Below are 21,758 nucleotides of genomic sequence, written 5' to 3'. Positions count from 1 at the left end.
GCCGCCCGCGGAGGCGTTGAAGTCCTTCTGGATCGCCTCCAGCGCCTGCAGCGCCTTGGCCAGCTCGGGCGGGTTGTTCACCTCCCAGTCCTTCTGCGGGGCCAGGCGGATGCGCGCGCCGTTGGCGCCGCCGCGCTTGTCCGACCGCGGAAGGTCGAGGCCGAGGCCCAGGCCGCCTGGACCAGCTGCGGAACCGTCAGGCCCGCGGCCAGGATCTTGGCCTTCAGCGCCTCGACGTCCTTGTCATCGACCAGCGGGTGGTCCACCGCCGGGATCGGATCCTGCCAGATCAGCACTTCCTTCGGGACCAGCGGGCCGAGGTAGCGCTGGATCGGGCCCATGTCGCGGTGCGTAAGCTTGAACCAGGCGCGGGCGAAGGCGTCCGCGAACTGGTCGGGATGCTCCAGGAAGCGCCGCGAGATCTTCTCGTACTCGGGGTCGAACCGCAGCGACAGGTCCGTGGTCAGCATGGTCGGGACCCGCTTCTTCGACGGGTCGAAGGGATCTGGAACCGTCGCCTCGCCGCCCTTGGCCTGATACTGCTGGGCGCCGGCGGGGCTTTTGGTCAGCTCCCACTCGTACTTGAACAGGTTCTCGAAGAAGTGGTTGCTCCACTTCGTCGGCGTCTGGCTCCAGACGACTTCCGGTCCGCCCGTGATTGCGTCCGCGCCCACCCCGGTCCCGTGCTTCGAGCGCCAGCCCAGGCCCTGGTCCTCGATCACCGCGCCTTCCGGCTCGGCGCCGACGAAGGAGGGATCGCCCGCGCCGTGGGTCTTGCCAAAGGTATGGCCGCCGGCGATCAGGGCGACGGTCTCCTCGTCGTCCATGGCCATGCGCATGAACGTCTCGCGGATGTCGACGGCCGCCTTGACCGGATCGGGATTGCCGTTCGGCCCCTCCGGGTTGACGTAGATCAGTCCCATCTGGACCGCGCCGAGAGTCTTGTGCAGCTGGCGCTCGCCGCTGTAGCGCTCGTCGCCGAGCCAGGAGCCTTCAGGCCCCCAGTAAAGCTCCTCGGGCTCCCACTGGTCCGCGCGTCCGCCGCCGAAGCCGAAGGTCTTGAAGCCCATCGACTCCAGGGCGACGTTGCCGGCCAGGATGAAGAGGTCGGCCCAGGAGAGCTTCTGGCCGTACTTCTGCTTGATCGGCCAGAGCAGCCGGCGCGCCTTGTCGAGGTTGGCGTTGTCCGGCCAGCTGTTGAGCGGGGCGAAGCGCTGCTGGCCGCCGCCCGCGCCGCCGCGGCCGTCCGAGATGCGGTAGGTGCCGGCGCTGTGCCAGGCCATGCGGATCATCAGCCCGCCGTAGTGGCCGTAGTCGGCCGGCCACCAGTCCTGGGAATCGGTCATCAGGGCGTGGAGGTCCTGGATCACCGCGTTCAGGTCGAGGCTCTTGAACGCAGTGGCGTAGTCGAACGCCTCGCCCAGCGGGTTGGACCGCGGCGCATGCTGGTTGAGGCCGTCGAGCCGCAGCCTGTCCGGCCACCAGTCACGGTTGGTTCTGCCGCCCTGCCCGTGAACCACAGGGCATTTGCCTGGGGTGTTGTCTTCAACCTTGGCGTCCATGTCGGTCTCCTTGGAAGAGGCTTGTCCGACGGCCGGCCCGATGGCCGAGCGCGTATCTTCCAGAAACTACGGAAGGCGCGCTCCGGGCGATTGTAAATTCGATTTTCCATATGGAAACGATCGACTGAGCCTATCGCGCCGCGATCCGCTCCCTTGCCACCGTGGCGGCGCTCCGCCGCCCGCTTTGGTGACCGGCTCGGCCTTTCCGGAATTCGCCCGGGTTCTATTCGGCGAGGCAGGGGCGGGCTTCGGCGGCTGTCGCATGCGGCTGGAACAGCCGTCCCCGCTCCGCCACCAGCACGGCGGCGAGCGCGCAACACCCACAAACCAGGTAGCCCGCCTCGATCGGCAGCACGGTGCCGTTGAACGCCTGGCCGATGACGAAGCCGATCAGCGAGGCGCCCACCGTGCTGACGAAACCCTGGAAGGAAGAGGCCACGCCGGCGATGTGGCCCATCGGCTCCATCGCCATCGCCCCGAAGTTGCCGGAGGTCAGGCCGAAGCAGAACATCGTCATCGCCTGCAAGACTGCGAAGGTGACCAGCGTCTCGTGGCCCGCACCGGCGATCAGCAGATGGACCGCGACGACGGCGATGTAGACCAGCAGGGCTGTGTGCGAGAGCCGCCGCATGCCGAGGCGCATCACCAGCCGGGCGTTCAACAGCGACGCCACCGCGACGAAGCTGGCGCAGATGGCGAACACCAGCGGGAACTGTTCGGCTGCTCCGAAGGCGTCGGCGAACACCTGCTGCGCCGAGTTGATGAAGCCCAGAAGCCCGCCGAACAGAACGGTCTGGGCGAGGATGTAACAGAGCGAGGTCCGGTTGCGCGCCGCCAAGGCGAAGGCCTGCGCGATCCGCTGCGGCTGGATCGGCAGCCGGTCTTCCGGATGCAGCGTCTCGGGCAGCCGCACCAGGGCCCAGAGCATCAGCAGCACGGCGAAGGCCGCGAGCAGATGGAAGATCCAGGGCCAGGAGGCGAGCACCAGCACGAGCTGACCGAGGCTTGGCGCGGCGATCGGCGCCGCCATGAAGACCAGGGAGGTCAGCGACATCACCCGCGCCATCTCGCGGCCGGCGTAGCGGTCGCGTACGACCGACACGGGAATGGCCCGGGTAGCCGCCGCGCCGACGCCCTGCAGCACCCGGGCCACGAGCAGGAGATCGAACGTCGGCGAGAAAGCCGCCAGCAGGCTGAAGCCGACATAGAGCGCCAGCCCCGCCAGCAGCACCGGCCGGCGTCCGAAACGGTCGGCCAGCGGGCCGTAGATCAGCTGCGAGCCGCCGAGGCCGAGCAGATAGGCGGTGATGATCAGCTGCCGCCGGTTCTCATCGTGGACGCCCAGCGCTTCACCGATCGCGGGCAGGTTGGGCAGCATCGAATCGATGCCGAAGGCGCCCAGCGCCTGCAGCGCGGCGATCAGCAGGACGAATTCGATGAAGCCGGGCCCGCGCCGGCCCCGCTGCGCTGCAACATGGGTGGACATGCCCTGGCTTCAGCACAGCAGGCCGTCCACGTCGACCCCAATCGCGCGTTTCCCGACCCACAGCCGTGCGGCAGGGCCGCCGCTGAAACTTCACGGCGCGGCCTGACCGCCACCTGGGCGAGCCGTCCGCCTTCATGTCAAGCTGCTCGGCCGCCCTGGGCGCGCCCAGCGGCAGGGTCTTGCAGGCGGCGGCCAGCGTCGAGGGCGACCCGAATCGCCCGCGGCCAAGGCGCCCTGCAACCATGGGAAGAGCCTGGTCGACGCGGATTAACTCACTTGAGCCGGCGTCCCGGAGGGATCGTCCGGAGCGGCGACCGCGCGGAAATCATAGTAAACGCGATGTATAGTTAATATCAAAAATCAATTTCTACAATCCAAGCGCGAACTATTTCGGTATATTCGCGTTCCATCATTCGGACGGCCGGCTTATCAGCGAGGTTAGCGCTCCCAGACAAGACGGCAGGGGCCCGCAAGATTGGAGGCAAACGCGATGATTGTTCGTCGGAGTACGTTCCAACTTGGACCTCAAGTCGGCGCCGCGAAATTCACGGTGCTGGTCGCCGACGACTGCGCCGCCAACCGGCGGTTGCTGGAGGTGCTCTTCGAGTCCTGTGGATGCTCGGTGAGCCTGGCGGAGGATGGAGCGGAGGCGATGGCGGCCGCGCTCAGCCAGCATTTCAACCTCATCTGCCTCGACCGCCACATGCCCAAAGTGTCGGGCGACGAGGTCGCCGAGGCGGTGCGTTCGACTTATGGACGCGCGCCCCGGCCCTATCTGGTGCTCTGCACCAGCGATCCGCGCCCGGGCGACGCCCCTTACGCCTTCGACGCGGTCCTGCCGAAGCCGGTCTCGCCGCAGGACGTTGTCGCGGTCGTGGCCAAGGCGCTGCATTCGGCCGTCTCGGGCCGAGGCCGGTCGAGCCGGTCCGGCGGGACGCCGGCGCGCGCGGAGCTGTCCTGAGATGGTCCGCCCTGCCTGAATCGAACCAGCGCGCGCTCACCCCGCGAACTCGTGCACCGCCTCGCCGAGCAGGGTGTTGTCCGCCCCGAAGGCCTGCAGCCTCAGGACATGCAGGCCGGGCTGCGGGGCGCCGCTCAGCCAGACCAGCTCCTGGGTCGCGGGCCGGGCTAGCGCGGCGCCGAGCACGGCCTCGACCGCACAGAGCAGCCGCATGCCGTCCGGGCTGGCGACCTTGGCCTCGACGCGGCAGGGCGCCTGAAGCGCGGCCACGAAGCTTTGCGTGGCTGCGGAGACCGATTGAAGGGGCAGGGACCGGGACATTTGAACTTTCTCCTGGAGCTGGGCTCCGGCCGGAGAAGGTCCATGAAAAACCCCGCGTCCTGGCCGGAGCGGGGTGCAAGCCTTGCGATCGTGCGGCGCTCAGGCCGCGCGGGATCGCCCCCGTCCGATATGGCGGGTGGTAATTTTCATCGTCGAAGAGATCGCGGTCGAAGAGATCGCGCGCGTCGTGCGCATGGGGCCTCGCCTTGGATGCGACATCGTCCATAGCCGATCGGCGCGCCGTGGCCAAGGGGATGCGTCGAAATCGCCGGCCTTAGCGCGGACAACGGCTGAAGGTGTCGGTCTGGCCCTTCGAGCGCAAGTCCCCCTCGGCCAGCACCAGATCCTGCCGGCGCTCGGCGCAGGCTATGCGGACGCCCTTCGCGGTCCGGGTCCGCGACACCACCCGCGAGACCACCTCGGCCGAGCGGCCGTCCGGCCCGAGCGCGATGCGGACGATGCGGCCGGTCTCGGAGACCTGGGCGGCCGCGCGGTGCTTGCGGCTCTGGGTCCGCGCCTGGGAAAGCGTGCTCGTGCCGTAGGGCACGATCTCGCCGGCCGGCGTCCGGTACTGGTCGGTGAACGTCGCGTCCGGCCTGAAGCCCGCCGACCAGGCCTCGAGCGCGCCGTCGTTCCAGCTGCGCTCCTGCCGGGCGACGAAAGCCCGGACCTGCGCCTCGCCGAGGCCGGCGCTCCGGGCGGGGCCGGCGACCAGCATGGCGGCGCAGGCCAGCAGCAGGCCCTTCCTGGGTCGAGACTTCATGGCCGCATCTGTGTCAGCGATCGGGCGTTGAGGGCAAGCATGGGCGGAGCGGCGAGCCGACCTGCGCGGCGACGCTGCTAATTTATGGCTCCCGGACAGCCGCTCCGCGGCTTTCAGGATGGCAGTTGTCGAGGGCGGCGATCCAGGTCAGCGCCACCCCCTTCACCGCCGCGACGAACGCGAAGGGGCTGTCGATCATCGGGTAGTGGGTGGTCCCGGGGATGTGGAAGGCCGTGACCTTGCCCTCGGTCGCCGCGGCGACGGCCGAAGGCGCCGTCTCTTCGGCCAGGTGGCTGTGCTCGCCGTAGAGCGAGGCGGCCCGGCAGCGAAGATCCTTCAGGGCCCCGAGCAGCTCGAAGGCCAGCGTGATCGGCGCGGCCTGGGCCGCGTCGTGCTTGGAGACCCAGCCGCCTTCGACCCGGCGGAAGGAATGGCGCGCGATGTGCGCGATCACGTGGTCGGCGTCGATCTCGGCGAGCGGCGCGGGCCTCAGCCGGAAGCGCCCGACCGCCTCCTCGAAGCTCTGGTGGAGGCGCGGCGGCCGGGGCGCCGGCCGCGGTCCCTCCAGCACCTTGATCGCGTGGTCCTTCTCCAGCCGGGCATAGCGCAGGCCGTCGACGGCGATCACGCCCAGCAGTTTCTCGCCGTGGGCCAGCGCCGCGCGCACCGCGAACTGGGCGCCGGCGCTGTGGCCGACCAGCGTCGGCGGCGCCTCGGCGGCCCGCAGGTCCGCGTCGGCGAGCACGCCGGCGATCTCCGCGGTGATCAGCTCGCTGGTGTAGGCGCCGCGCCGGCCGGAATCGCCGCAGCCCGCAGGGTCCATCGCCACGACGTGGAACTGGTCGGCGAACAGCGGCGCCACATGGTCGAACCAGTGGGCGTGGCCGCCGCTCGGCGGCACGAACATCAGGCAGGGCTTTGTCGCCTCGCCCCAGCTTAGATAGTGGATCGCGCAGCCCTCGACCTCGACGAAGCGGCTCTCGCCCGGGGTGGAGACGGCGCGCGTGAACCATGCGGGCGGGGTGGTCTGGAGTGCGTTCATGGGCTCGGCCAGGGTCGGCGGGCGCTGTACCGCCCTCCCCGCTCCCTCCCACTGTCATGCCGGTTTCGCAAGGCGAAGACCGGCGGGCTCTACTGCTGCGGCGCAGCCCCGGGCGCAGGCGCCGCAGCCGCCCCGCCGCCGGGCGGGAACTTCGCGATCAGCTTGGCGACGCCCTCGTCGATCTTCGTGTAATCCGGCTTCTCGGGATTGATCGTCTCGCTCGCCTGGCCGTGCCACACCGCCTGGCGGGTGCTGGTGTCGAAGGCGTCGAGGACCAGCTTCCCCTGGGTGTACTGGTAGACGTCGGTCTGCAGACCAAAGCGGCCCCAGCTCTCGAACTGGGTCTTCTCGCGCGCGCCGACCGACAGGATCAGGCTGAGGTCGCCGGGGTCCGCCTTCTGGTAACCCTTGGCGGCGAGCCCGTTCTCGACGGTCGTGCGGATGCGGTCGAAGGCGATCGGGTTCATGCCGCGCGGCGGCTGGGCGTTCACCCAGGCGAAGGTCTTGTAGCTGGCGAAGTCGGCGCCCGGCGCGGTGTCCGTGGAGATCTGCGGCCGCGCGGCGGCGGGCAGCGCGAGCGCGCTGGCCGCGGCGCTGGCGAGCAGGAGGAAGGATCGGCGTTGCATGGGGACCGCGCCCTTTCAGGGGATGAAGCCGCAGACGATCATCTTGTCGACGATCGGGGCCGCGGCCTTGCTGACGAACTCGTGCCGGACCTGGGCGTCCTGGCGCATCAGTTCGCCGACCTTCTTGATCGCCGCTTCCTTCTCGGCGGTCTTCGGGGCCTGGCGTTCCGCCGCGAGCTGCTGGCAGCTGGACGACTGGTATTTCTGCACGATCCTGGTCGCCGCGGCCTCCACCATGGGATGCTGCTGGGCCTGGGCGAGCGCGGCCGCAGGCGCGAGCGCCAGACCGGCGCAGATGATGGCTAAGCCGGCTCTCGTCCTCATGTCGGTCTCCGCGGCGAATGCGATGCGGCACGCTGCGAGTTCGGGCGGCGCGCCGCCATCCCCCCGGGACCCCAGGGCGCGGCGGGGAGATACCGCAGGTCCCCCTCCCGTCCTGCCTGCCGCCTGGGAGGATCCGCGCCTTGAGCCCGGGTTTTCACCGAGCGCATAGTTCAGCGGGCACGCTAGCTTCGACCAACCGCAAGTTGAAACGTCCCCGAGCATCGGCGATCCGCTCGCCACGGGAGGAACGGCAATGTCTCGCCTGTCGCCCGCGCTTGCGCTGCTCGGCGCAGCGGCCGTCATCGCGCCCTCTCAGGCGCGGATCCCGTCGGAGCGCGGCGCCACCCTGCGCGCCAGCCTCTACTATGTCGCCGTCGAAGGGGACTATCCCGCGGGTCGGGACGGGGTCTTCCGCGGCGCTCGCGGCGAGGTGCTCCACCGCGGCTCGAGGGCCTTCCTCCAGGCCGCCTCCGTTGAAGGATCGGCAAGGACGGCGCGCGGCGTGTCGCTGACATTCGACCCCGAGCATCCCGCCCGGGGCTGGTCGACCACGCTCGAGCCTTATGGCCTCGATGCTCTGGGCTGTCCGCTGGCGCCCTACCGCACCGTCGCGGCGCCGAAGTGGATGCCGCTGGGAACGCGGCTCTACATCCCGGAGACCGTCGGCCTGCCGTTGCCGGACGGGCGACGTCATGACGGCTTCTGGTACGCGACGGACCGCGGCGTCGGCATCGAGGGCGACCGCATCGACCTCTTCATGCGTCTCGGCGAGGCGTCCATGCGCGCCGGCGAGCGGTTCGGTCTCGACTACCTCAAGCCGCTCCACGTGCGCGTCGTCGGCCGCGTCCACGGTTGCCCGGCCGGACCGTCGCCGCACATCGGCTGAGCGGCGTCGTTCTTGGCTCCCATCGCGTGTGCAGACACACCTCATGCGCCTACAACGTGTGTGTATAGGTCGAAAGATAGATTGAGATTTCTCAATGTTCGCCCGCTTCGCACCGATCTGCGCGGCCGATCGTCAAATGACGTTGCGGACCAATTCATCTGATTAAGGCCATGTCTCGCCAATAGATTTTGGCGGTTCGACGCCGACCGGGAGCGCGCCAAGGCGTCGAGCGCTGGTCGCTGTCACGCGTGGCAAAGCAGACTGACACATTAGCTTCACTTGAGGCCGAGCAGCCGTGGATTAAGACCGCGCCCGGCTTGGGCGTGAAGCGTTGCTTCGTGGATCCTTTGCAGGATCCGACAAGTAGCGAATGGACGCGCGCGTGTCCGTAATCCAGCACGCCCCGAAAAGAATACGGGGATAAAATGACGCTTGATTCCAAGTTCAATCGACTTCGTCTGCTGTGCAGCGCGAGTCTGATCCTGTGGCTGAGCACAGGCGCCGCCGTCGCGGCCGAGGCCGCCAAGCCGGTCACGGGGGTCGGCGGGGAAGGCGCCGCCGTCGGCGAGGTGGTGGTCACCGCCGAGCGGAACAAGGCCGCGGCCGACGCCCCGTCCAAGGGCTCGCTCGAGGAGATGCAGCCGGAATCGATCATCAGCCGGCAGTTCATCGAACAGGTCACGCCGCGGCTCGGCGACTGGACGAGCGTCGCCAGCATCGCGCCCAGCATGTCGGGCGTCACCTCCAACGGCGGCGGCATCGGCGAGTACAACAAGCTGACGATGCGCGGCTTCCAGGACGGCCAGTTCAACGTCACCTTCGACGGCATCGCCTTTGGCGACACCAACGACCCCACCCACCATTCGGCGTCCTACTTCCCGGCCTCGACGATCGGCGCCGTGGTCATCGACCGCGGACCGGGCGCTGCGGGCGACCTTGGCCAGGCGAACTTCGGCGGCGCGATCCACTTCTTCTCGCTCGACCCGACCGACACCTTCGGCGTCACCCAGCAGCTGACCTTCGGCTCGTTCAACACCAAGGCCGCGGTCACCACGATCAACACCGGCCAGCTTCCCGCGGGCGGCCCCAAGCTGGTGCTGAACTTCGACGAACGCAGCTCGGACGGGGAACTCACCCATTCCGGCGGCTACGAGGCCAACCAGATGGCCAAGTTCGTCGCCCCGCTGGGCGAAGACTTCACCATGACCATCTTCGGCGCCCGGGAGGAGACGCGGTTCAACCTCGCCGACGCCGGCCCGGGCGCGACCGCGCAACAGGTCCGGCTCTACGGCAAGGACTTCGCGCTCACCGCCATCCCGAACGACGAGCACAATTACAAGTTCAACTACGAGTACAAGACATCCGACTTCGAATACCTCGACCTGAAGGGCAAGGCCCTGCCGACGGTCACGGTCGAAGACCAGCTCTACACCTACTTCTACGCCAACAAGACCACGGCGGCGAACGACATCACCGGCCTGATCGGCGGTCCGAACACCTCGCCGCCGAACGTCACCAAGCCGCCGCAGAGCGCCAGCGACATCGGCGGCTACGACAAGCTCAACGAATACCGGGTCTGGGGCAACATCGTCCGGATCAACAAGGACTTCTCGTTCGGCACGCTGAAAGTCGGCGGCCTGACCGAGTGGTCGTCCACCAACCGGCACAACATCTTCGTCGACCTGACGCTGAACGGCTATCCCGACAACAAGTTCTCGCCGCCGAAATACCCGTTCACCACGAACCAGAAGCTGATGGAAGATTCCAAGTGGTTCCAGTGGCAGGCGTTCGCCGACTTCTACTGGACCCCGACCGACAGGATCACCATCGCGCCCGGCTTCAAGTACGTCCACTTCGAGCGTGACGTCAATGCGGCGCACGAGAACACGGCCGGCGGGTCGAAGAACCAGCCGCTGGTCGGCTCGAACACCTACACCAAGCCGCTGTACTTCCTGACCGCCAACTACCGCATCCGGCCCGACTGGTCGGTCTACGCCCAGGCGGCCACCAGCTTCCTCGTCCCCTCGCTCTCGACCCTCTATGTGACGGGCGTGAACCTCCAGGGGCTGCAACCGCAGACCAGCGTCAGCTACCAGGCCGGCACCGTCTTCACCCACGGCAAGGTCACCTTCGACGCCGACATCTACCGGGTCGACGTCGACAACCTGGCGCTCGCCTGCAACGTCCCGAGCCCGACGGCGGCCAACCCGAACGCGACGGCCGCCGGCTTCTGCAACGCCGGCAAGGGCCGCTACACCGGCGTCGAGGGCGAGGGCGCCTACGCCTTCGATTTCGGCCTGACGGTCTTCGCCAACGGCTCGCTGAACAGCGCCAAGACCCTGGCGACCGCGGCCAACCCGGCCGCCGGCGTCGCCGCCGCCCCGGCGGGGACTGTGCCCAACGCGCCCAAGTGGACCTACGCGGCGGGCGGGATCTATCACACGGGCCCCTGGGCGCTGTCGGTGAGCTACAAGAACTCGGGCGCCTACGTCTCGGACGACGGGCCGCACATGTCCGGATACGACAGCGTCGACGCCTCGGTGCGCTACGACGTGAACAAGCGGCTCTACCTGCAACTGCAGGCCTTCAACCTGGCGGACAAGCGCGAGGTGACCAAGCTCAGCTCCGGCCTCTACCAGTTCCAGGCCGGCCGCACGATCGAGGGCACGATCGCCGCCCACTTCTGACGGCCTCCCCGGTCCCTCGTGGACCGGGGCCCCTCTCGGCAGGCTTCAGCCGGCGGCGGCGGCGAAGGCGTTCTCGGCGGGCGCGCCTTCCTGCATGCCGATCTCGATCAGCGCCCAAAGGTTGGCGACCAGGGCCAGGAACGCGACGACGCCGCCGATCGAGGCCAAGGCCGGGCTGTGGCTGTCCTGCAGCGGGGCCGCCGCGACGCGGGCGAGCGCGGGGCCGCCGATCAGCGGGATCAGCCGCCAGCCGCTGCGGCTGCGATCGTGCAGCCGGCGCACGAGGCAAGCGGCGAGCGCCATGGCGTAGAAGACCACGGTCGGCGCCAGGACCAGGGCGCCGAGCGGCCCGCCGGCGATGGTCGCCATGATGCTCAGCGCCCAACCCACGACGCCGAACACCTGGACCGCCAGCCACGCGCGCCAGAATCCCAGCCGCGTGAGCCGGCCCTCGAAGTCGAGGAACCGCTCCAGCCGCGCGCCCAGTCCTTCCTGACGCAACTCCAACCGCGCCTCCGATCGTCCACGATGCGGATAAGGCCCGCGGGCCCGCGCCAGCCGCAAGGGCGCGCAACCGGCGGGCGAGCACGCGCCCGGCTCTAGACCATTCGCCGCCGAAGTGAAGGCCGGTTCGGCGCAGCGAATGGTCTAACTTCAAGAACTCATGAGCGTTCGGCGGTTCATTCGAACCGCCGAACGCTCTAGCCTCACGGCTCGCGCCCGAGAAAGGCGCTCACGGCTCCGGTCAGGCGGTCGTGGAAAGCGGCCGGTCCGACCGCCTCGACGATCCCCGCCTTCTGCAACGTCGCGCGCACGGGATCGCGCACCCGGGCGAAGGCCGCCGCGACGCCATCGGCCTTCAGGTCCTTGACCAGCGCCAGCAGGACCTCGGCGGCGCTGGAGTCGACGAAGGCGACGGCGCTGGCGTCGATCAGCACCTGGCGCACCGGCGCCTGGGCGCGGGCGATCGAGGCCCTCAGCTCCCGCTCGAACGCGCCGACGCTGGCGAAGAACAGCGCCCCGCCGGGGTTGAAGATCAACAGGCCCGGGAAGGTCTGGGCCTCCGGATGCAGCTGGACGTCGCGGTAGGCCTCCTCGCCCGGCAGCTTACCCTCCACCGCCCCGGTGGGATGGCTGGTGCGGTAGATCAAGAGCAGCAGCGAGATCACCACGCCGAGCGCGATCCCCTGCAGCACGCCGAGCGCCAGCACGCCGACGATCACCACGACCGCCATGGCGAACTCGAACGGCGCCTGTGCGGCCAGCTGGCGCAGATAGCTCGGCTTGGAGAGGTGCAGCATCGCGGCGATGACGATCGCCGCCAGCGCCGGGTGCGGCAGGCCTTTGAACAGCGGCGTCAGGAACACCAGGGTGAGGAAGCAGAGCAGCGCCGCGACCAGGTTCGCGACCTGGGTCCGGGCGCCCGCCCCGATCGCCACCGAGGTCTTCGACAGGCTGCCGACGGCGAGGAAGCCGCCGAAGAGGCCGCTGAGCACATTGGCGAGGCCGTGGGCGGTCAGCTCCTGGTTGGCGTCGATCGCCTCGCCGCCGGACGCCGCCGCCTTGGCCGCGCCCAGCGCCTCGGCGTAGCCGACCAGGACGATGGAGAGCGCGCCGGGCGCGAGGCTTGCCAAGAGCTGCGGGTCGAGCCGCGGGGGCGTCAGGTGCGGCAGCCCGGAGGGCAGGTGCTCGACCACCTCGACGCCCAAGGATTCGAGATGCATCAAGCGCGACGCGATGGTCGCCGCCACCGCCACGACGAGGGCCGCCGGCAGGCGCGGCGAGATGCGGCGCATGACGAGCATCGCCGCAAGGCTGGCGAGGCCGACGGCGGCCGACGGCGCCGAGATCTCGTGCAGCCGGCCGAGGATCGCCGTCAGCTTGGCGAAGAAATCGCCGCTGATCCCATGCAGGCCCAAGAGGTTCGCCACCTGGCCGATGATGGTGACGCCGATCAGCCCCTCGATGAAGCCGCGCATCACCGGGTTGGCGATGAAGGCCGAGACCCAGCCGAGCCGCAGCGCGCCGAAGGCGAGGAAGAAGACGCCGATCAGCACCGCCAGAGTGCTGGTCAGGGCGACGAAGTCCGCCGAGCCTTTCGCCGCCAGCGCCCCCACCGTCAGGGCCGAGATGACCCCGGTGGCGGTGTCGGGCCCGACCACCAGGCGCCGCGAGGTGCCGAACAGCGCATAGGCCGCCAGCGGCGGGACCAGGGTGTAGAGCCCCATGATCGCTGGCACGCCGACGATGCCGGCATAGGCCATCCCCTCCGGAACCATCACCGCCCAGAGCGCCAGCCCGGCGAGCACATCGGGAGGCAGGCACGCCCGCTCATAGCCAGGCAGCCAGCGCCCGATCGGCGCAAACCGCGTCCACGCGGCGGCGGGGCGGGGCGCGACGGACATGCGCGAGCTCCAAAGTCGGCCCGACGGCGCGCTCGCCGCCGGCTCAGTCCACGGATGGTTCCGGAGGCCGCATGCCTTGTCCATGCTTTTGGCGAACTTCCACGAGCAGCGGCGGATAATCCAAGACACGCGTAACGGGAATTGCGCCACAATTCGCCTAGCGGTATGATTTCATTGGCCATTCGGCGATTTGCGGCTAGATTGAAGCGGGAACGTCGGGGGATCCGGCATTCCGACTTAGAGGAACCGCGTCAGCCGGATGACCTCGCCAGCTGCAACCAGGACAGTCCCCCTCGATCCGCACGCGCTGTTCGCGGCGCTTCCCGGGAACTACGTCCTGCTCGCAGCCGACCCCGATTTCACCATGGTCGCCATCACCGACGAGCGGCTGGCCGCGACCATGACCCGGCGGGACGACACCATCGGCCGGCCGTTGTTCGAGGTCTTCCCCGACAACCCCGATGATCCAAACGCCGACGGCGTCCTCAATCTGCGGGCGTCGCTGGAGCAGGTGCTAAGGACCCGCTCTCCGGACCGGATGCCGATCCAGCGCTACGACATACGGAGGGCCGACGGGACGTTCGAAGAACACTATTGGAGTCCGATCAACTGGCCGCTGATCGGGCCGGACGGGTCGGTCACGCACATCATCCACGCGGCCGAGGACGTGACCGACAGCGTGCGCGAGGCCAATCAACGCTTGGAGATCGAAGCGCGACTGCGCGACCGCGAGGCCGAGCTTCGCCAGCTCAACAGCTCGCTGGAGCAGCGCGTCGCGGAAAGAACCCGCGAACGCGACCGCATCTGGCAGCTTACGACCGATCTGATGAGCGTCAGCAACGTGCAGGGCTGGCTCCTGGCGGTGAACGGCGCCTGGACGGCGACGCTCGGGTGGACCGAGGCCGAGCTCTGCTCCACACCCGTGCTGGATTTCATCCATCCCGACGACGTCGAAGCGACCTGGGCGGAGATCTTGCGGCTGGCCGACGGCGGCGCGACCCTCAGGTTCGAGAACCGCGTCCGCCATCGGGAGGGCGGCTTTCGCCACATCTCCTGGCGCGCCTCGCCCGAGAACGGGCTGATCTACGCCATCGGACGGGACATCACCGAACGCCTGCGCAACGAGGAAGTCCTGCGGCAAGCGCACAAGATGGAAGCCGTCGGCCAGCTCACCGGCGGCGTCGCGCACGACTTCAACAACCTCCTGACCATCATCCGCTCGTCAGTCGACCTGCTGGGACGGCCGGGCCTCTCCGAGGCGCGGCGGGCGCGCTACATCCAGGCCATTTCCGAGACCGTCGATCGGGCCACGAAGGTCACGGGCCAGCTCCTGGCGTTCGCCCGCCGCCATCCGTTGGACCCGGAGGTCTTCGACGTGAAGGAGCGCATCTCCGACGTCGCCGAACTGGTCCGCGGCCTGGTCGGTCCGGGCGTCCACATCGAGACCCGGGTGCCGCAGAGCCCCTGCGCCGTCGAGGCGGACATCGCCCAGTTCGAGACCGCCCTCGTCAACCTGGCCGTCAATGCGCGCGACGCCATGCAGGGCGCCGGCGGGCTCACCATCGAGGTCACCCGCGTGTCGCAGCTTCCGCCGGTGCGGCGGCACGCCGGCATATCGGGAGACTTCGTCGCGGTGGCGGTGCGCGACACCGGCTCCGGGATCGCGCCCGAGCACCTGCAGAGCATCTTCGAGCCGTTTTTCACCACCAAGGACGTCGGCAAGGGAACTGGACTGGGCCTCTCGCAGGTCTACGGCTTCGCCAAGCAGTCGGGCGGCGAGATCGACGTCGAAAGCCGGCTGGGCGGCGGCTCCACCTTCACGCTCTACCTGCCACGCTCGTCGAAGGCGCCGGCGCCGCAGCCGGAGCCGGACACGCCCCGCAAGTCCGCGGCGCACGCCCGCGGCGCCCGGGTGCTGGTGGTCGAGGACAATCTCGAGGTCGGCGCCTTCTCCACGGCGATGCTGCACGACCTGGGCTTCCGCACCACCTGGGTGACCAGCGCCGAGGAGGCGCTCGAACTGCTGAAGGAAGAGCGGCGCTCGTTCGACGTCGTCTTTTCGGACGTTGTCATGCCCGGAATCAGCGGCGTCGAGCTCGGTCGCTCGATCCGCAGCCATCATCCCGACCTGCCGGTCGTCCTGACCAGCGGCTACAGCCATGTGCTCGCCGAAGAGGGCCGCCACGGCTTCGCGCTTCTGGCCAAGCCCTATTCGGCGGAAAGCCTGGCGCGAACCCTGCGCGGGGCCATGGCTCCGGAGGCCGGGCGCATGGACCCGGTTCCGGCAAGCGCGGCGCGGGCCGAAACGGGGCCGGCGGCCTGATCACCCGACCCCGAGACCGGCCAGCACGGCGGGCAGAGCATCCCGGCCCAGCTGGCGGGAGGCTCCGATCGACCAGCCGGCCACGGCGTCCGGCGCCTCGAGGCTGTCCTTGAACGGCATTTCCAGCGTCAGGCCGACGGCGCCGTAGCGCCGGGCCACCGCGCGGGTGCACATGCCCGGAGCCTCGGCGCCGGCGTAGGTCGGCGGATAGCCGACCTTGGTCTGGAAGGCGGGGCTGGCGGCCAGCAACGCCGTCTTGAAGCGCTCGACGCCGCCGATCTGCGCCGTCGTGGCCTGCGGGTCCACGTCCGCGCCGTCGACGAAGACGTGCGGCAGGGTCTCGTCGCCGTGCACGTCGAGGCTGAGGTCGACGCCGGTTGCATCCATCGCCGCCAGCACCGCCGCCACCTCGGGCGCCTTGGCCGGGTCGGGCCCATGCCACTGGCGGTTCAGGTCCAGGCCCGCGGCGTTGCCCCGCAGATTGCCGCGCGCCGCCCCGTCGACATTGACCAGCGGCACGACGTGCACCGTGGCCGCCGCGGTGAGCGCCCGGCCCGCCGCGTCGGCAGGATCGAGCAGCCGCTCCAGGGCGCCCTCCATCCACCAGCTGGCCATGGTCTCGCCGGAATGCTGGCGGCCCAGCCACCAGACCTGGCGGGGGCCGGAGCCGATCGTAAGGCGGTCGATCGCCCGGCCGTTGACCGAGCGGCCCAGCACGTCGCCGCGGGCGCCCGCGGCCGTCGCGCGGGCGAGCAGCGCCTGGTGGCGCCGGTCGTCGTAGGGCGGAAAGTAGGCGACGTGCAGCGCCTCGGCCGCGGGCCGATGGCGGATCTCCAGCACGCCGTCGGCGTAGCGGGTCTCGGCGCGCGTCCAGGTCTCGCCGTCCTCGCTGACGCACGCGCGATAGCCGGCCCAGCCCTCGGGATAGGTCGAGCCGCCGGCATTGACGATCCGCAGGGTCAGGGCCCGCCCGCCCGCGCCGCTCACCCGGAAATAGAACCACTGCAGCCAAGGCCCGTTGGAGTCCTGCCGGATGGCCAGGTCCGCCCCGGCCTCGCCGAGGCTCTGAACGATGATGTTCCCGCCGTGGAAGTCGGCGTCGATGGCGAGGCTCATGCGGGGCTCCCTGTCCGCTGAGCAGGCTTCTTCGAGCCGTCGCCGTTGTCCAGCATTCCGAGCAGCGGCTGTCGCTGGGCACGGCGAAGCGCCCCTCCCCTGCGCTCAGGACGCGGCGCCCATTTTCACGGCACGATGCTCACGGAACCGGCAATTGGCGCTCGCCCACAGATCAAACCGACCTCTGTCGGCTGCTGGACAGAGTTGCGGCGCGCTCCCTGTCAAGAGGCGCAATAGCCGCACCTGCTGCCGGAGGATCCCATGGACGCCTACCGCCTTCACTTCGTGGACGAAGACGGCGCGCGCCTCGGCGTGTTCGAGTTCACCAGCGCGGACGACAGCCTGGCGACGCAGGCGGCCAGGCAGTTCGGCTGCGAACGCGGGGCGGATCTCTGGTGCGGACCGCGCAGGGTGGGAAGCTGGCGCTCCGCCCGTGCGGCCACGGCCGCGCCCTCGCCCGCTGCGGCCGGAACCCCGGCGGGGTTCTGGTGAGTCGCAAGGAGGCCAGAACCGACGGCTCCCCGACCGAACCGACGACAGCGGAATCGAACGCCGCCGACGGACCAACCAAGGCCGCCCGCGCGCCCAACGGCAACCGCCAGCGTGGAGGGCGATCCGGCTGGATCAAGCGGCGCGGTCGCGGGGGGCAAGACCTGCCGGTGGAGTGATGAGGCGAGCAGCTCGCGACGCGGACCGGTCACCGATACCCCGATATTAATCTTCGTTGCCAATTGGCAACCAGACCCCGAGTGCTCCCCTGCCCTCGCACCCATCTCGCTGTGAGCAGCCGAGCCTCAGCGCTTCGGCCGCAGGCGCTTTAGCTCGCGCTCGAAGGCGGCGAGGAAGTCGGCGTTGGAGGCCTCGGCGCCAAGCGCCAACTCCAGGATCGCGCGGCCGTCGGCCTTGGGCTTCACCGTGAAGAGCGTGGCGCCGGCGGCGTTGCGGACGGTCGTGGGCGCCGGCGGGGCGGCGGCCGGCTTGGGCCCCTCCCCTTTCGCGGCCGTCTTCAGCGCCACCACCACCTTCGTCGCTTCGACCAGCGGCTCCTGGGCCTCGCGGCGCGCCGCCTGGCGCTTCGCCAGCTCCTTGGCGGCAGTCATGACGCGAGGCCGCGCGACCGGATCGAGCAGCAGCGGCTTCAACTCGCGGGCGTGGTTCTCGCGCAGGGCCCGCACGTCGCCGAAGGCTTCGACCACCTCGGCCGGCAGCTTGGCCATGTCGAGGAAGCGCGACAGCCAGGTCTTGGAGACCTCCAGCCGCTCGGCCATCCGCTGGGCCACGCCGCCGTAGTAGCTCTGCACCGCGTCGCGATAGTCGACGGCGCGCTCGTAGTCGGAGATGTCCTGGCGGGCGCGGTTCTCCAGGTCGGAGATGCGGAACGCCTGCTCGTCGGTCAGCTCGCGCTCGTCGATCAGGAACTTGATCGGCCGGTGCTCGACCTGGCGCAGATAGGTGATCGACCAGTGCCGGCGGGCGCCGCAGATCACCTCCCAGTCGTGGTCCGGATCGTCGCTGACGCGGCGGACGACAGCGGGGAACTCCTGCTCGCCCTGGGCGCGCAGGCTGTCCAGCAGGTCGGCGCAGGATTCCGCGGTCAGCAGCGCATAGGCGCGGTTGTGGCGGGTCCACATCCGGCAGCGGGCGGGATCGACGAGGCGGAAGGTCTTCTCGGCGAAGTCGCCGGAGGTCACGCGCGCCAGGGCGGAGAGCCGCTCGCCGACGCGGGGAATCCCCTCCCCCGCCGCCGGCCGCAAGGGCGCAGGCGTCGCCGCAGGACGCGGGGTTTCAGTGACCGGCGCCGGCGCGTCCGCCACCAGCCCCGCCAGGATCGATCGATTCTTGCCCGTCGTGGAGGCCGCCATGTCTCAACTCCCCCCTTGGTCTCAGGCCAGGCCCAGCCGGCGCAGCTCCGGCCGATGGCTGGGCCAGGCCTTGCGGATCAGGAGCTCGATCTCGCCGTTCAGGCGGTCGAGGTTGTTGCGGCAGCGCTCGTGGGTGCGGCTGCCGCCGTTCTGCAGCTCGTAGACCGTGCGCAGCTGGACGTTGGCGTTGTCGATCTCGGCGCTGTCCAGCAGCGAGGTGTTGAGCATGTCGGCGCCGAACACCGCGTCCATCATCTCGCGGATCTGGGTGTGGGCGCTCTTGGCCTCGTCCACCTTGGTCGCGACGACCCGCAGGAAGTGGTAACCGCGCGCGCCGAGCCCATGGGCCTGCAGCGTCTCCAGCGTGTCGACCACCATGCTGAGGAAATGGCTGGTGGAGGCGAAGTCGACCGTCGACGGCGGGGTGGGGATGAGGAGCGCATTGGCCGCGCGCAGCACCGCCAGCGAGATCATGCCCAGAGCCGGGGGCGGATCGAGTATGACCACGTCGTACCGCTCGGCCATACTTTCCACCCCGCGCCGGAGGCGGTCCAAGGCGTCCGGGTTGCCGCGCAGGCGCGCCGCGGCCTCGTATTCCGCCTGGTAGAGCCCGAGGTTGGCCGGGATGAGGTCGATGCCGGTCCACGGGGTCGGGCGCAGCGCATAGCTGAGGTCGGGCGCGCCGCCGTGGCGGAAGAACGGCAGCAGCGTCTCTTCGTCGTCGATGTCGATGTCGGGATTGAAGCCGAAGATGGTGGTGCTGGACGCCTGGCTGTCGCAGTCGACGATCGCCACCCGATAGCCGGCGAGCGCCAGGTGCTGGGCGATGTGGCAGGTCAGCGTGCTCTTGCCGACGCCGCCCTTGAAGTTCTGCACCGCCAGGATGATCGGCGGATCGGTCTCGGCGCGGCGCGGCCGAGTGCCGAAGACGTCGCGCATGTGGTTGACCTCGGCCAGCGTATAGCCTTCGCGGCGGCCGTTGGCCCCGATCCGCGGCGGCGGCAGCCGGCCGTCGGTCTCGGCCTGGCGGATCGCCTCGGCGGTGCGGCCGACCATCTCGGCGGTGCGGGTGATGCTGAACTTGTGGTCCACCACCTTGACCTCGCCGGGCGCGAAGACGGTGGAGCGCAGGCGGGAGATGACGTGGCCGGCCCGCTGGTTGAGCGCGGCCATCGCGTTCAGCAGCATCGGCGCGGGCGGGGCGTCGTTCGCCGGATTGGGGGCCAGGGCTGGGGACGACACGGGCGCCTCCTTTGCAAATTTCCGGCGATTTCACCGAAGTTCGCAAAGTTGATGCGCCTTAATCATTAACACCGGCTTAACAGTGAAGGCGTGCGCGAACCCTCAAGGTTCAGCGCGTCGCCTGCGGACCCTGGCCGGCGCTGGCGGTTAAGAGAGATTCCGTTATCGAGCAGGTTAAGAGCGTTAAGCCCCCGCCGCGGGCTTGCATGGCGCTGTTTTTACGCGGGTTTTTTATCCACAGCGTCACAGATCCCCCGAAGCCTGGTCATCGATCCCCCGCCGATCCGGTCACCGTTCCCCCGCGTCGGCGGTCACAGATCCCCCGGGTCGCGACGGCGCCTCGCCAGCATCTCGTCGACGTCCAGGGTGCGGGCGTCCTCGCGGGCGAACCTCTCGGCCTGGGAGCTGAGTCGCGCGAGGTCGGCCTTCACCGCCGCCTTCTCCGCCGCGTTGCGCCGGACGAAGTGGACCGCCGGGGCGCCGTCGCGCGTGGTGGTGAGCGTCATCGCATAGTCCGGCAGGTCGTCTGCGACGACGATCTTCTTCATCAGATAGGCGAACTGCTTGAGTGGGCTCTCGCTGCCGGTCTTCTCGTGCAGCACGCTCAAGCGGCAGGCCCAGCCTTCCGGCTGGTCGCCGGCGTGCTTGCGGGCGATGCGGTAGATAGCCCGCTCCAGGCCGCCGGCCAGGGTGAAGTAGTCGGGATGCAGGGTGAGCAGCGCCCGCTCCTTCATCAGGCCCTCATAGAGCCAGTTGGAGAGGGTGAGGCTGAGTCCCCGCGCCACCCCGGTCTCCGGGTCGGTCTCCAGGGTCCATTCGTCGAGCCAGCCGAACTGGGCGCGCTTGTTGCGCTTCGGCGCACGGATCGAGGTCTCGATGACGGTGGATTGGAGACGCTCCAGCGCCGCGGCCAGCTCTTTGTAGCCCTTGCCGCCGGTGTCGCGGCGGATGGCTTTCAAGAGGTCGTAGCTGGTGGTGCGGATGGTGCGCGGCAGGTCGTTGGTCCCGGCCTGCTTCAACTGGTTCAGCCTGGAGGTCGCCCAGATCAGGATGTCGGCGTCCCAGATCGTGGCGATGCCGAACCTGGGATTGGCGCTGACGTGCACCCAGACGTCGCCGTCCGGGCTCTGGTATTCGATCGGCTTCAGCCGCTTGCGCTTGGAGAGCGAGAAGAACGGCCGCTCCATCAGCTCGCGCTGATCCTTCAGCGGCGCCTCGCCGAGCCGCGGGATGAAGAGATCGAATTCCTGGTTGCGAATCGCGCGCTTCGACATCGCCGCATTGTGCGCGATTCAAGGCGACAGGCGAGGGGAGGGGGGCGGCGTTGCCAATTGGCAACTCGGAGCGGCGCAGGTGTCGGGGGATCGGTGACCGAAAGCGCGGTCGCCAACTGGGGCTCGACTCCAGGTGCTCCCGTTCAGGGGGAGGATCTGGGAGTTGCCAATTGGCAACCCGCTACAGCCGCCAGGCCCGGTAGCGCGTCTGGCCGCTGACCTCGGTGACGCTGGCCCCGAGCTCGGCGAACAACCGGCGAGCGGTCTGGCCCGACACCTTCAGCCGTTTCGCGGCGGCCGGGGCGGTGACCACAGGGCGTTCCAGCATCAGGTCGAGCAAGCCGGTCAGGTGCGAGTGCGCCCGCCGCTCGCCGATGCGGCCGACCGCAACCTGGCGCGCCAGCTCCAGCCGGTTGAGCTGCTCCAGAGCCGCCGCCGCGCCCTGGCCTATCACCTCGATCCAGAACACCAGCCGCTCGGCCAGAGGCGCCGCGGCCGCCGGACGCCGCGAGCGGTTGAGCGTGCGGATCCCGGCTTCCAGGCCGAGCAGGTGGCTCCGCACCCGCCGCCGGGTCCGGAGCCACTGGGCGGTCATCAGCACGCCGAGATAGGGCTCGCGGGGGTAGGGGTCGACGATGCGCCAGCCCTCCAGCGCCAGCGCCGCCTGGAGCAGGGCCGGCAGCCGCGGGTCCGACAGCCGCAGCAGCCCCAGCCACTCCTCGACCGCCTCCTGCGCTTCCACCGTCGTGCCGACCTGCTGCCGGCCGACCTCGGCCAGCAGCTGGGGCGCGAGCGGGGCTTCGGCGTCCAGCCCACGGTCCGCAGCCGCGTGGCCCCCGCCGGCCGCGGGCGGATGCGTGCGTCGCCCGGCCAGCCAG

18 protein-coding genes and 1 pseudogene are annotated in these 21,758 nt (G+C 69.6%); 5 read left to right on the top strand and 14 right to left on the bottom strand.

Annotation, left to right across the window (positions count from 1 at the left end; all coding sequences use genetic code 11):
- Both katG and VJS38_RS08510 read right to left on the bottom strand, forming a co-directional pair.
- A pseudogene (gene katG, locus VJS38_RS08515) lies at window positions 1-1,562 on the bottom strand (catalase/peroxidase HPI); the annotation flags it as partial.
- A 223-nt stretch (window positions 1,563-1,785) separates the two neighbouring features.
- Window positions 1,786-3,048 (bottom strand): multidrug effflux MFS transporter, encoded by a 1,263-nt coding sequence (locus VJS38_RS08510; RefSeq protein WP_324087724.1) that lies wholly within the window; start codon window positions 3,046-3,048, stop codon window positions 1,786-1,788.
- Between the two features lie 490 nt (window positions 3,049-3,538).
- On the opposite strand from VJS38_RS08510, the gene VJS38_RS08505 reads away from it, so the two are divergent.
- Window positions 3,539-4,009 carry a response regulator gene (locus VJS38_RS08505; RefSeq protein ID WP_324087723.1) on the top strand — a complete coding sequence of 157 codons (471 nt, stop codon included), beginning with the start codon at window positions 3,539-3,541 and terminating at the stop codon, window positions 4,007-4,009.
- Window positions 4,010-4,045: 36 nt separating this feature from the next.
- Here the strand turns inward: VJS38_RS08505 and VJS38_RS08500 are convergent, their stop codons facing one another.
- The 5 genes from VJS38_RS08500 to VJS38_RS08480 form a co-directional block, all read right to left on the bottom strand.
- Window positions 4,046-4,330, bottom strand: a complete 285-nt coding sequence (locus tag VJS38_RS08500) for a hypothetical protein (RefSeq protein WP_324087722.1) — start codon at window positions 4,328-4,330, stop codon at window positions 4,046-4,048.
- 274 nt (window positions 4,331-4,604) lie between these two features.
- Window positions 4,605-5,093: a hypothetical protein gene (locus VJS38_RS08495; RefSeq protein ID WP_324087721.1), complete on the bottom strand. Its 489-nt coding sequence runs from the start codon at window positions 5,091-5,093 to the stop codon at window positions 4,605-4,607.
- A gap of 82 nt (window positions 5,094-5,175) precedes the next feature.
- On the bottom strand, window positions 5,176-6,135 hold the full coding sequence (locus VJS38_RS08490; RefSeq protein ID WP_324087720.1) for an alpha/beta hydrolase: 960 nt from the start codon (window positions 6,133-6,135) through the stop codon (window positions 5,176-5,178).
- Window positions 6,136-6,224: 89 nt separating this feature from the next.
- A complete protein-coding gene (locus VJS38_RS08485) occupies window positions 6,225-6,761 on the bottom strand; it encodes a DUF4136 domain-containing protein (protein ID WP_324087719.1) in 537 nt (178 codons plus the stop codon).
- 15 nt (window positions 6,762-6,776) lie between these two features.
- Complete coding sequence (locus VJS38_RS08480; RefSeq protein WP_324087718.1) at window positions 6,777-7,085, bottom strand: hypothetical protein; 309 nt, start codon at window positions 7,083-7,085, stop codon at window positions 6,777-6,779.
- 253 nt (window positions 7,086-7,338) lie between these two features.
- Here VJS38_RS08480 and VJS38_RS08475 point away from each other — a divergent pair, with 253 nt between their 5' ends.
- Together VJS38_RS08475 and VJS38_RS08470 are read left to right on the top strand one after the other, a co-directional pair.
- Complete coding sequence (locus VJS38_RS08475; protein WP_324087717.1) at window positions 7,339-7,971, top strand: 3D domain-containing protein; 633 nt, start codon at window positions 7,339-7,341, stop codon at window positions 7,969-7,971.
- A 425-nt stretch (window positions 7,972-8,396) separates the two neighbouring features.
- Window positions 8,397-10,658 (top strand): TonB-dependent receptor, encoded by a 2,262-nt coding sequence (locus tag VJS38_RS08470; RefSeq protein ID WP_324087716.1) that lies wholly within the window; start codon window positions 8,397-8,399, stop codon window positions 10,656-10,658.
- A 45-nt stretch (window positions 10,659-10,703) separates the two neighbouring features.
- Here VJS38_RS08470 and VJS38_RS08465 read toward each other — a convergent pair whose 3' ends face one another.
- The gene (locus tag VJS38_RS08465; protein ID WP_324087715.1) at window positions 10,704-11,165 is read right to left on the bottom strand and encodes a DUF805 domain-containing protein; all 462 of its coding nucleotides are present in this window, start codon (window positions 11,163-11,165) and stop codon (window positions 10,704-10,706) included.
- 200 nt (window positions 11,166-11,365) lie between these two features.
- Window positions 11,366-13,063 carry a SulP family inorganic anion transporter gene (locus VJS38_RS08460; protein ID WP_324087714.1) on the bottom strand — a complete coding sequence of 566 codons (1,698 nt, stop codon included), beginning with the start codon at window positions 13,061-13,063 and terminating at the stop codon, window positions 11,366-11,368.
- A 259-nt stretch (window positions 13,064-13,322) separates the two neighbouring features.
- Between VJS38_RS08460 and VJS38_RS08455 the strand changes: the two genes are divergently transcribed.
- On the top strand, window positions 13,323-15,386 hold the full coding sequence (locus tag VJS38_RS08455; protein ID WP_324087713.1) for a hybrid sensor histidine kinase/response regulator: 2,064 nt from the start codon (window positions 13,323-13,325) through the stop codon (window positions 15,384-15,386).
- Here VJS38_RS08455 and VJS38_RS08450 read toward each other — a convergent pair whose 3' ends face one another.
- Window positions 15,387-16,502: a M14 family metallopeptidase gene (locus tag VJS38_RS08450; protein WP_324087712.1), complete on the bottom strand. Its 1,116-nt coding sequence runs from the start codon at window positions 16,500-16,502 to the stop codon at window positions 15,387-15,389.
- 261 nt (window positions 16,503-16,763) lie between these two features.
- On the opposite strand from VJS38_RS08450, the gene VJS38_RS08445 reads away from it, so the two are divergent.
- Window positions 16,764-16,994, top strand: a complete 231-nt coding sequence (locus VJS38_RS08445) for a hypothetical protein (protein WP_324087711.1) — start codon at window positions 16,764-16,766, stop codon at window positions 16,992-16,994.
- Between the two features lie 302 nt (window positions 16,995-17,296).
- Here the strand turns inward: VJS38_RS08445 and VJS38_RS08440 are convergent, their stop codons facing one another.
- The 4 genes from VJS38_RS08440 to VJS38_RS08425 form a co-directional block, all read right to left on the bottom strand.
- Window positions 17,297-18,364, bottom strand: a complete 1,068-nt coding sequence (locus VJS38_RS08440) for a ParB/RepB/Spo0J family partition protein (RefSeq protein ID WP_324087710.1) — start codon at window positions 18,362-18,364, stop codon at window positions 17,297-17,299.
- 21 nt (window positions 18,365-18,385) lie between these two features.
- Entirely contained in the window at window positions 18,386-19,606 is a 1,221-nt protein-coding gene (locus VJS38_RS08435; RefSeq protein WP_324087709.1) for an AAA family ATPase, read from the bottom strand.
- A 311-nt stretch (window positions 19,607-19,917) separates the two neighbouring features.
- Window positions 19,918-20,880: a replication initiator protein A gene (locus tag VJS38_RS08430; protein ID WP_324087708.1), complete on the bottom strand. Its 963-nt coding sequence runs from the start codon at window positions 20,878-20,880 to the stop codon at window positions 19,918-19,920.
- Window positions 20,881-21,061: 181 nt separating this feature from the next.
- On the bottom strand, window positions 21,062-21,758 hold a 697-nt coding region (locus tag VJS38_RS08425; protein WP_324087707.1), incomplete at its 5' end, for a DUF1612 domain-containing protein.

This window comes from Phenylobacterium sp. (genome assembly GCF_035276905.1).
Taxonomy (GTDB): domain Bacteria; phylum Pseudomonadota; class Alphaproteobacteria; order Caulobacterales; family Caulobacteraceae; genus Phenylobacterium.
The sequence above is the reverse complement of the archived record's forward strand: the minus strand, read 5'-3'. Positions and strand labels throughout refer to the sequence as shown.

Coding starts and splice junctions, on each gene's coding strand:
- VJS38_RS08505 (WP_324087723.1), top strand. CDS start 3,539: ATGATTGTTCGTCGGAGTACGTTCCAACTTGGACCTCAAGTCGGCGCC.
- VJS38_RS08510 (WP_324087724.1), bottom strand. CDS start 3,048: ATGTCCACCCATGTTGCAGCGCAGCGGGGCCGGCGCGGGCCCGGCTTC.
- VJS38_RS08485 (WP_324087719.1), bottom strand. CDS start 6,761: ATGCAACGCCGATCCTTCCTCCTGCTCGCCAGCGCCGCGGCCAGCGCG.
- VJS38_RS08450 (WP_324087712.1), bottom strand. CDS start 16,502: ATGAGCCTCGCCATCGACGCCGACTTCCACGGCGGGAACATCATCGTT.
- VJS38_RS08445 (WP_324087711.1), top strand. CDS start 16,764: ATGGACGCCTACCGCCTTCACTTCGTGGACGAAGACGGCGCGCGCCTC.
- VJS38_RS08500 (WP_324087722.1), bottom strand. CDS start 4,330: ATGTCCCGGTCCCTGCCCCTTCAATCGGTCTCCGCAGCCACGCAAAGC.
- VJS38_RS08490 (WP_324087720.1), bottom strand. CDS start 6,135: ATGAACGCACTCCAGACCACCCCGCCCGCATGGTTCACGCGCGCCGTC.
- VJS38_RS08430 (WP_324087708.1), bottom strand. CDS start 20,880: ATGTCGAAGCGCGCGATTCGCAACCAGGAATTCGATCTCTTCATCCCG.
- VJS38_RS08475 (WP_324087717.1), top strand. CDS start 7,339: ATGTCTCGCCTGTCGCCCGCGCTTGCGCTGCTCGGCGCAGCGGCCGTC.
- VJS38_RS08470 (WP_324087716.1), top strand. CDS start 8,397: ATGACGCTTGATTCCAAGTTCAATCGACTTCGTCTGCTGTGCAGCGCG.
- VJS38_RS08455 (WP_324087713.1), top strand. CDS start 13,323: ATGACCTCGCCAGCTGCAACCAGGACAGTCCCCCTCGATCCGCACGCG.
- VJS38_RS08480 (WP_324087718.1), bottom strand. CDS start 7,085: ATGAGGACGAGAGCCGGCTTAGCCATCATCTGCGCCGGTCTGGCGCTC.
- VJS38_RS08460 (WP_324087714.1), bottom strand. CDS start 13,063: ATGTCCGTCGCGCCCCGCCCCGCCGCCGCGTGGACGCGGTTTGCGCCG.
- VJS38_RS08495 (WP_324087721.1), bottom strand. CDS start 5,093: ATGAAGTCTCGACCCAGGAAGGGCCTGCTGCTGGCCTGCGCCGCCATG.
- VJS38_RS08440 (WP_324087710.1), bottom strand. CDS start 18,364: ATGGCGGCCTCCACGACGGGCAAGAATCGATCGATCCTGGCGGGGCTG.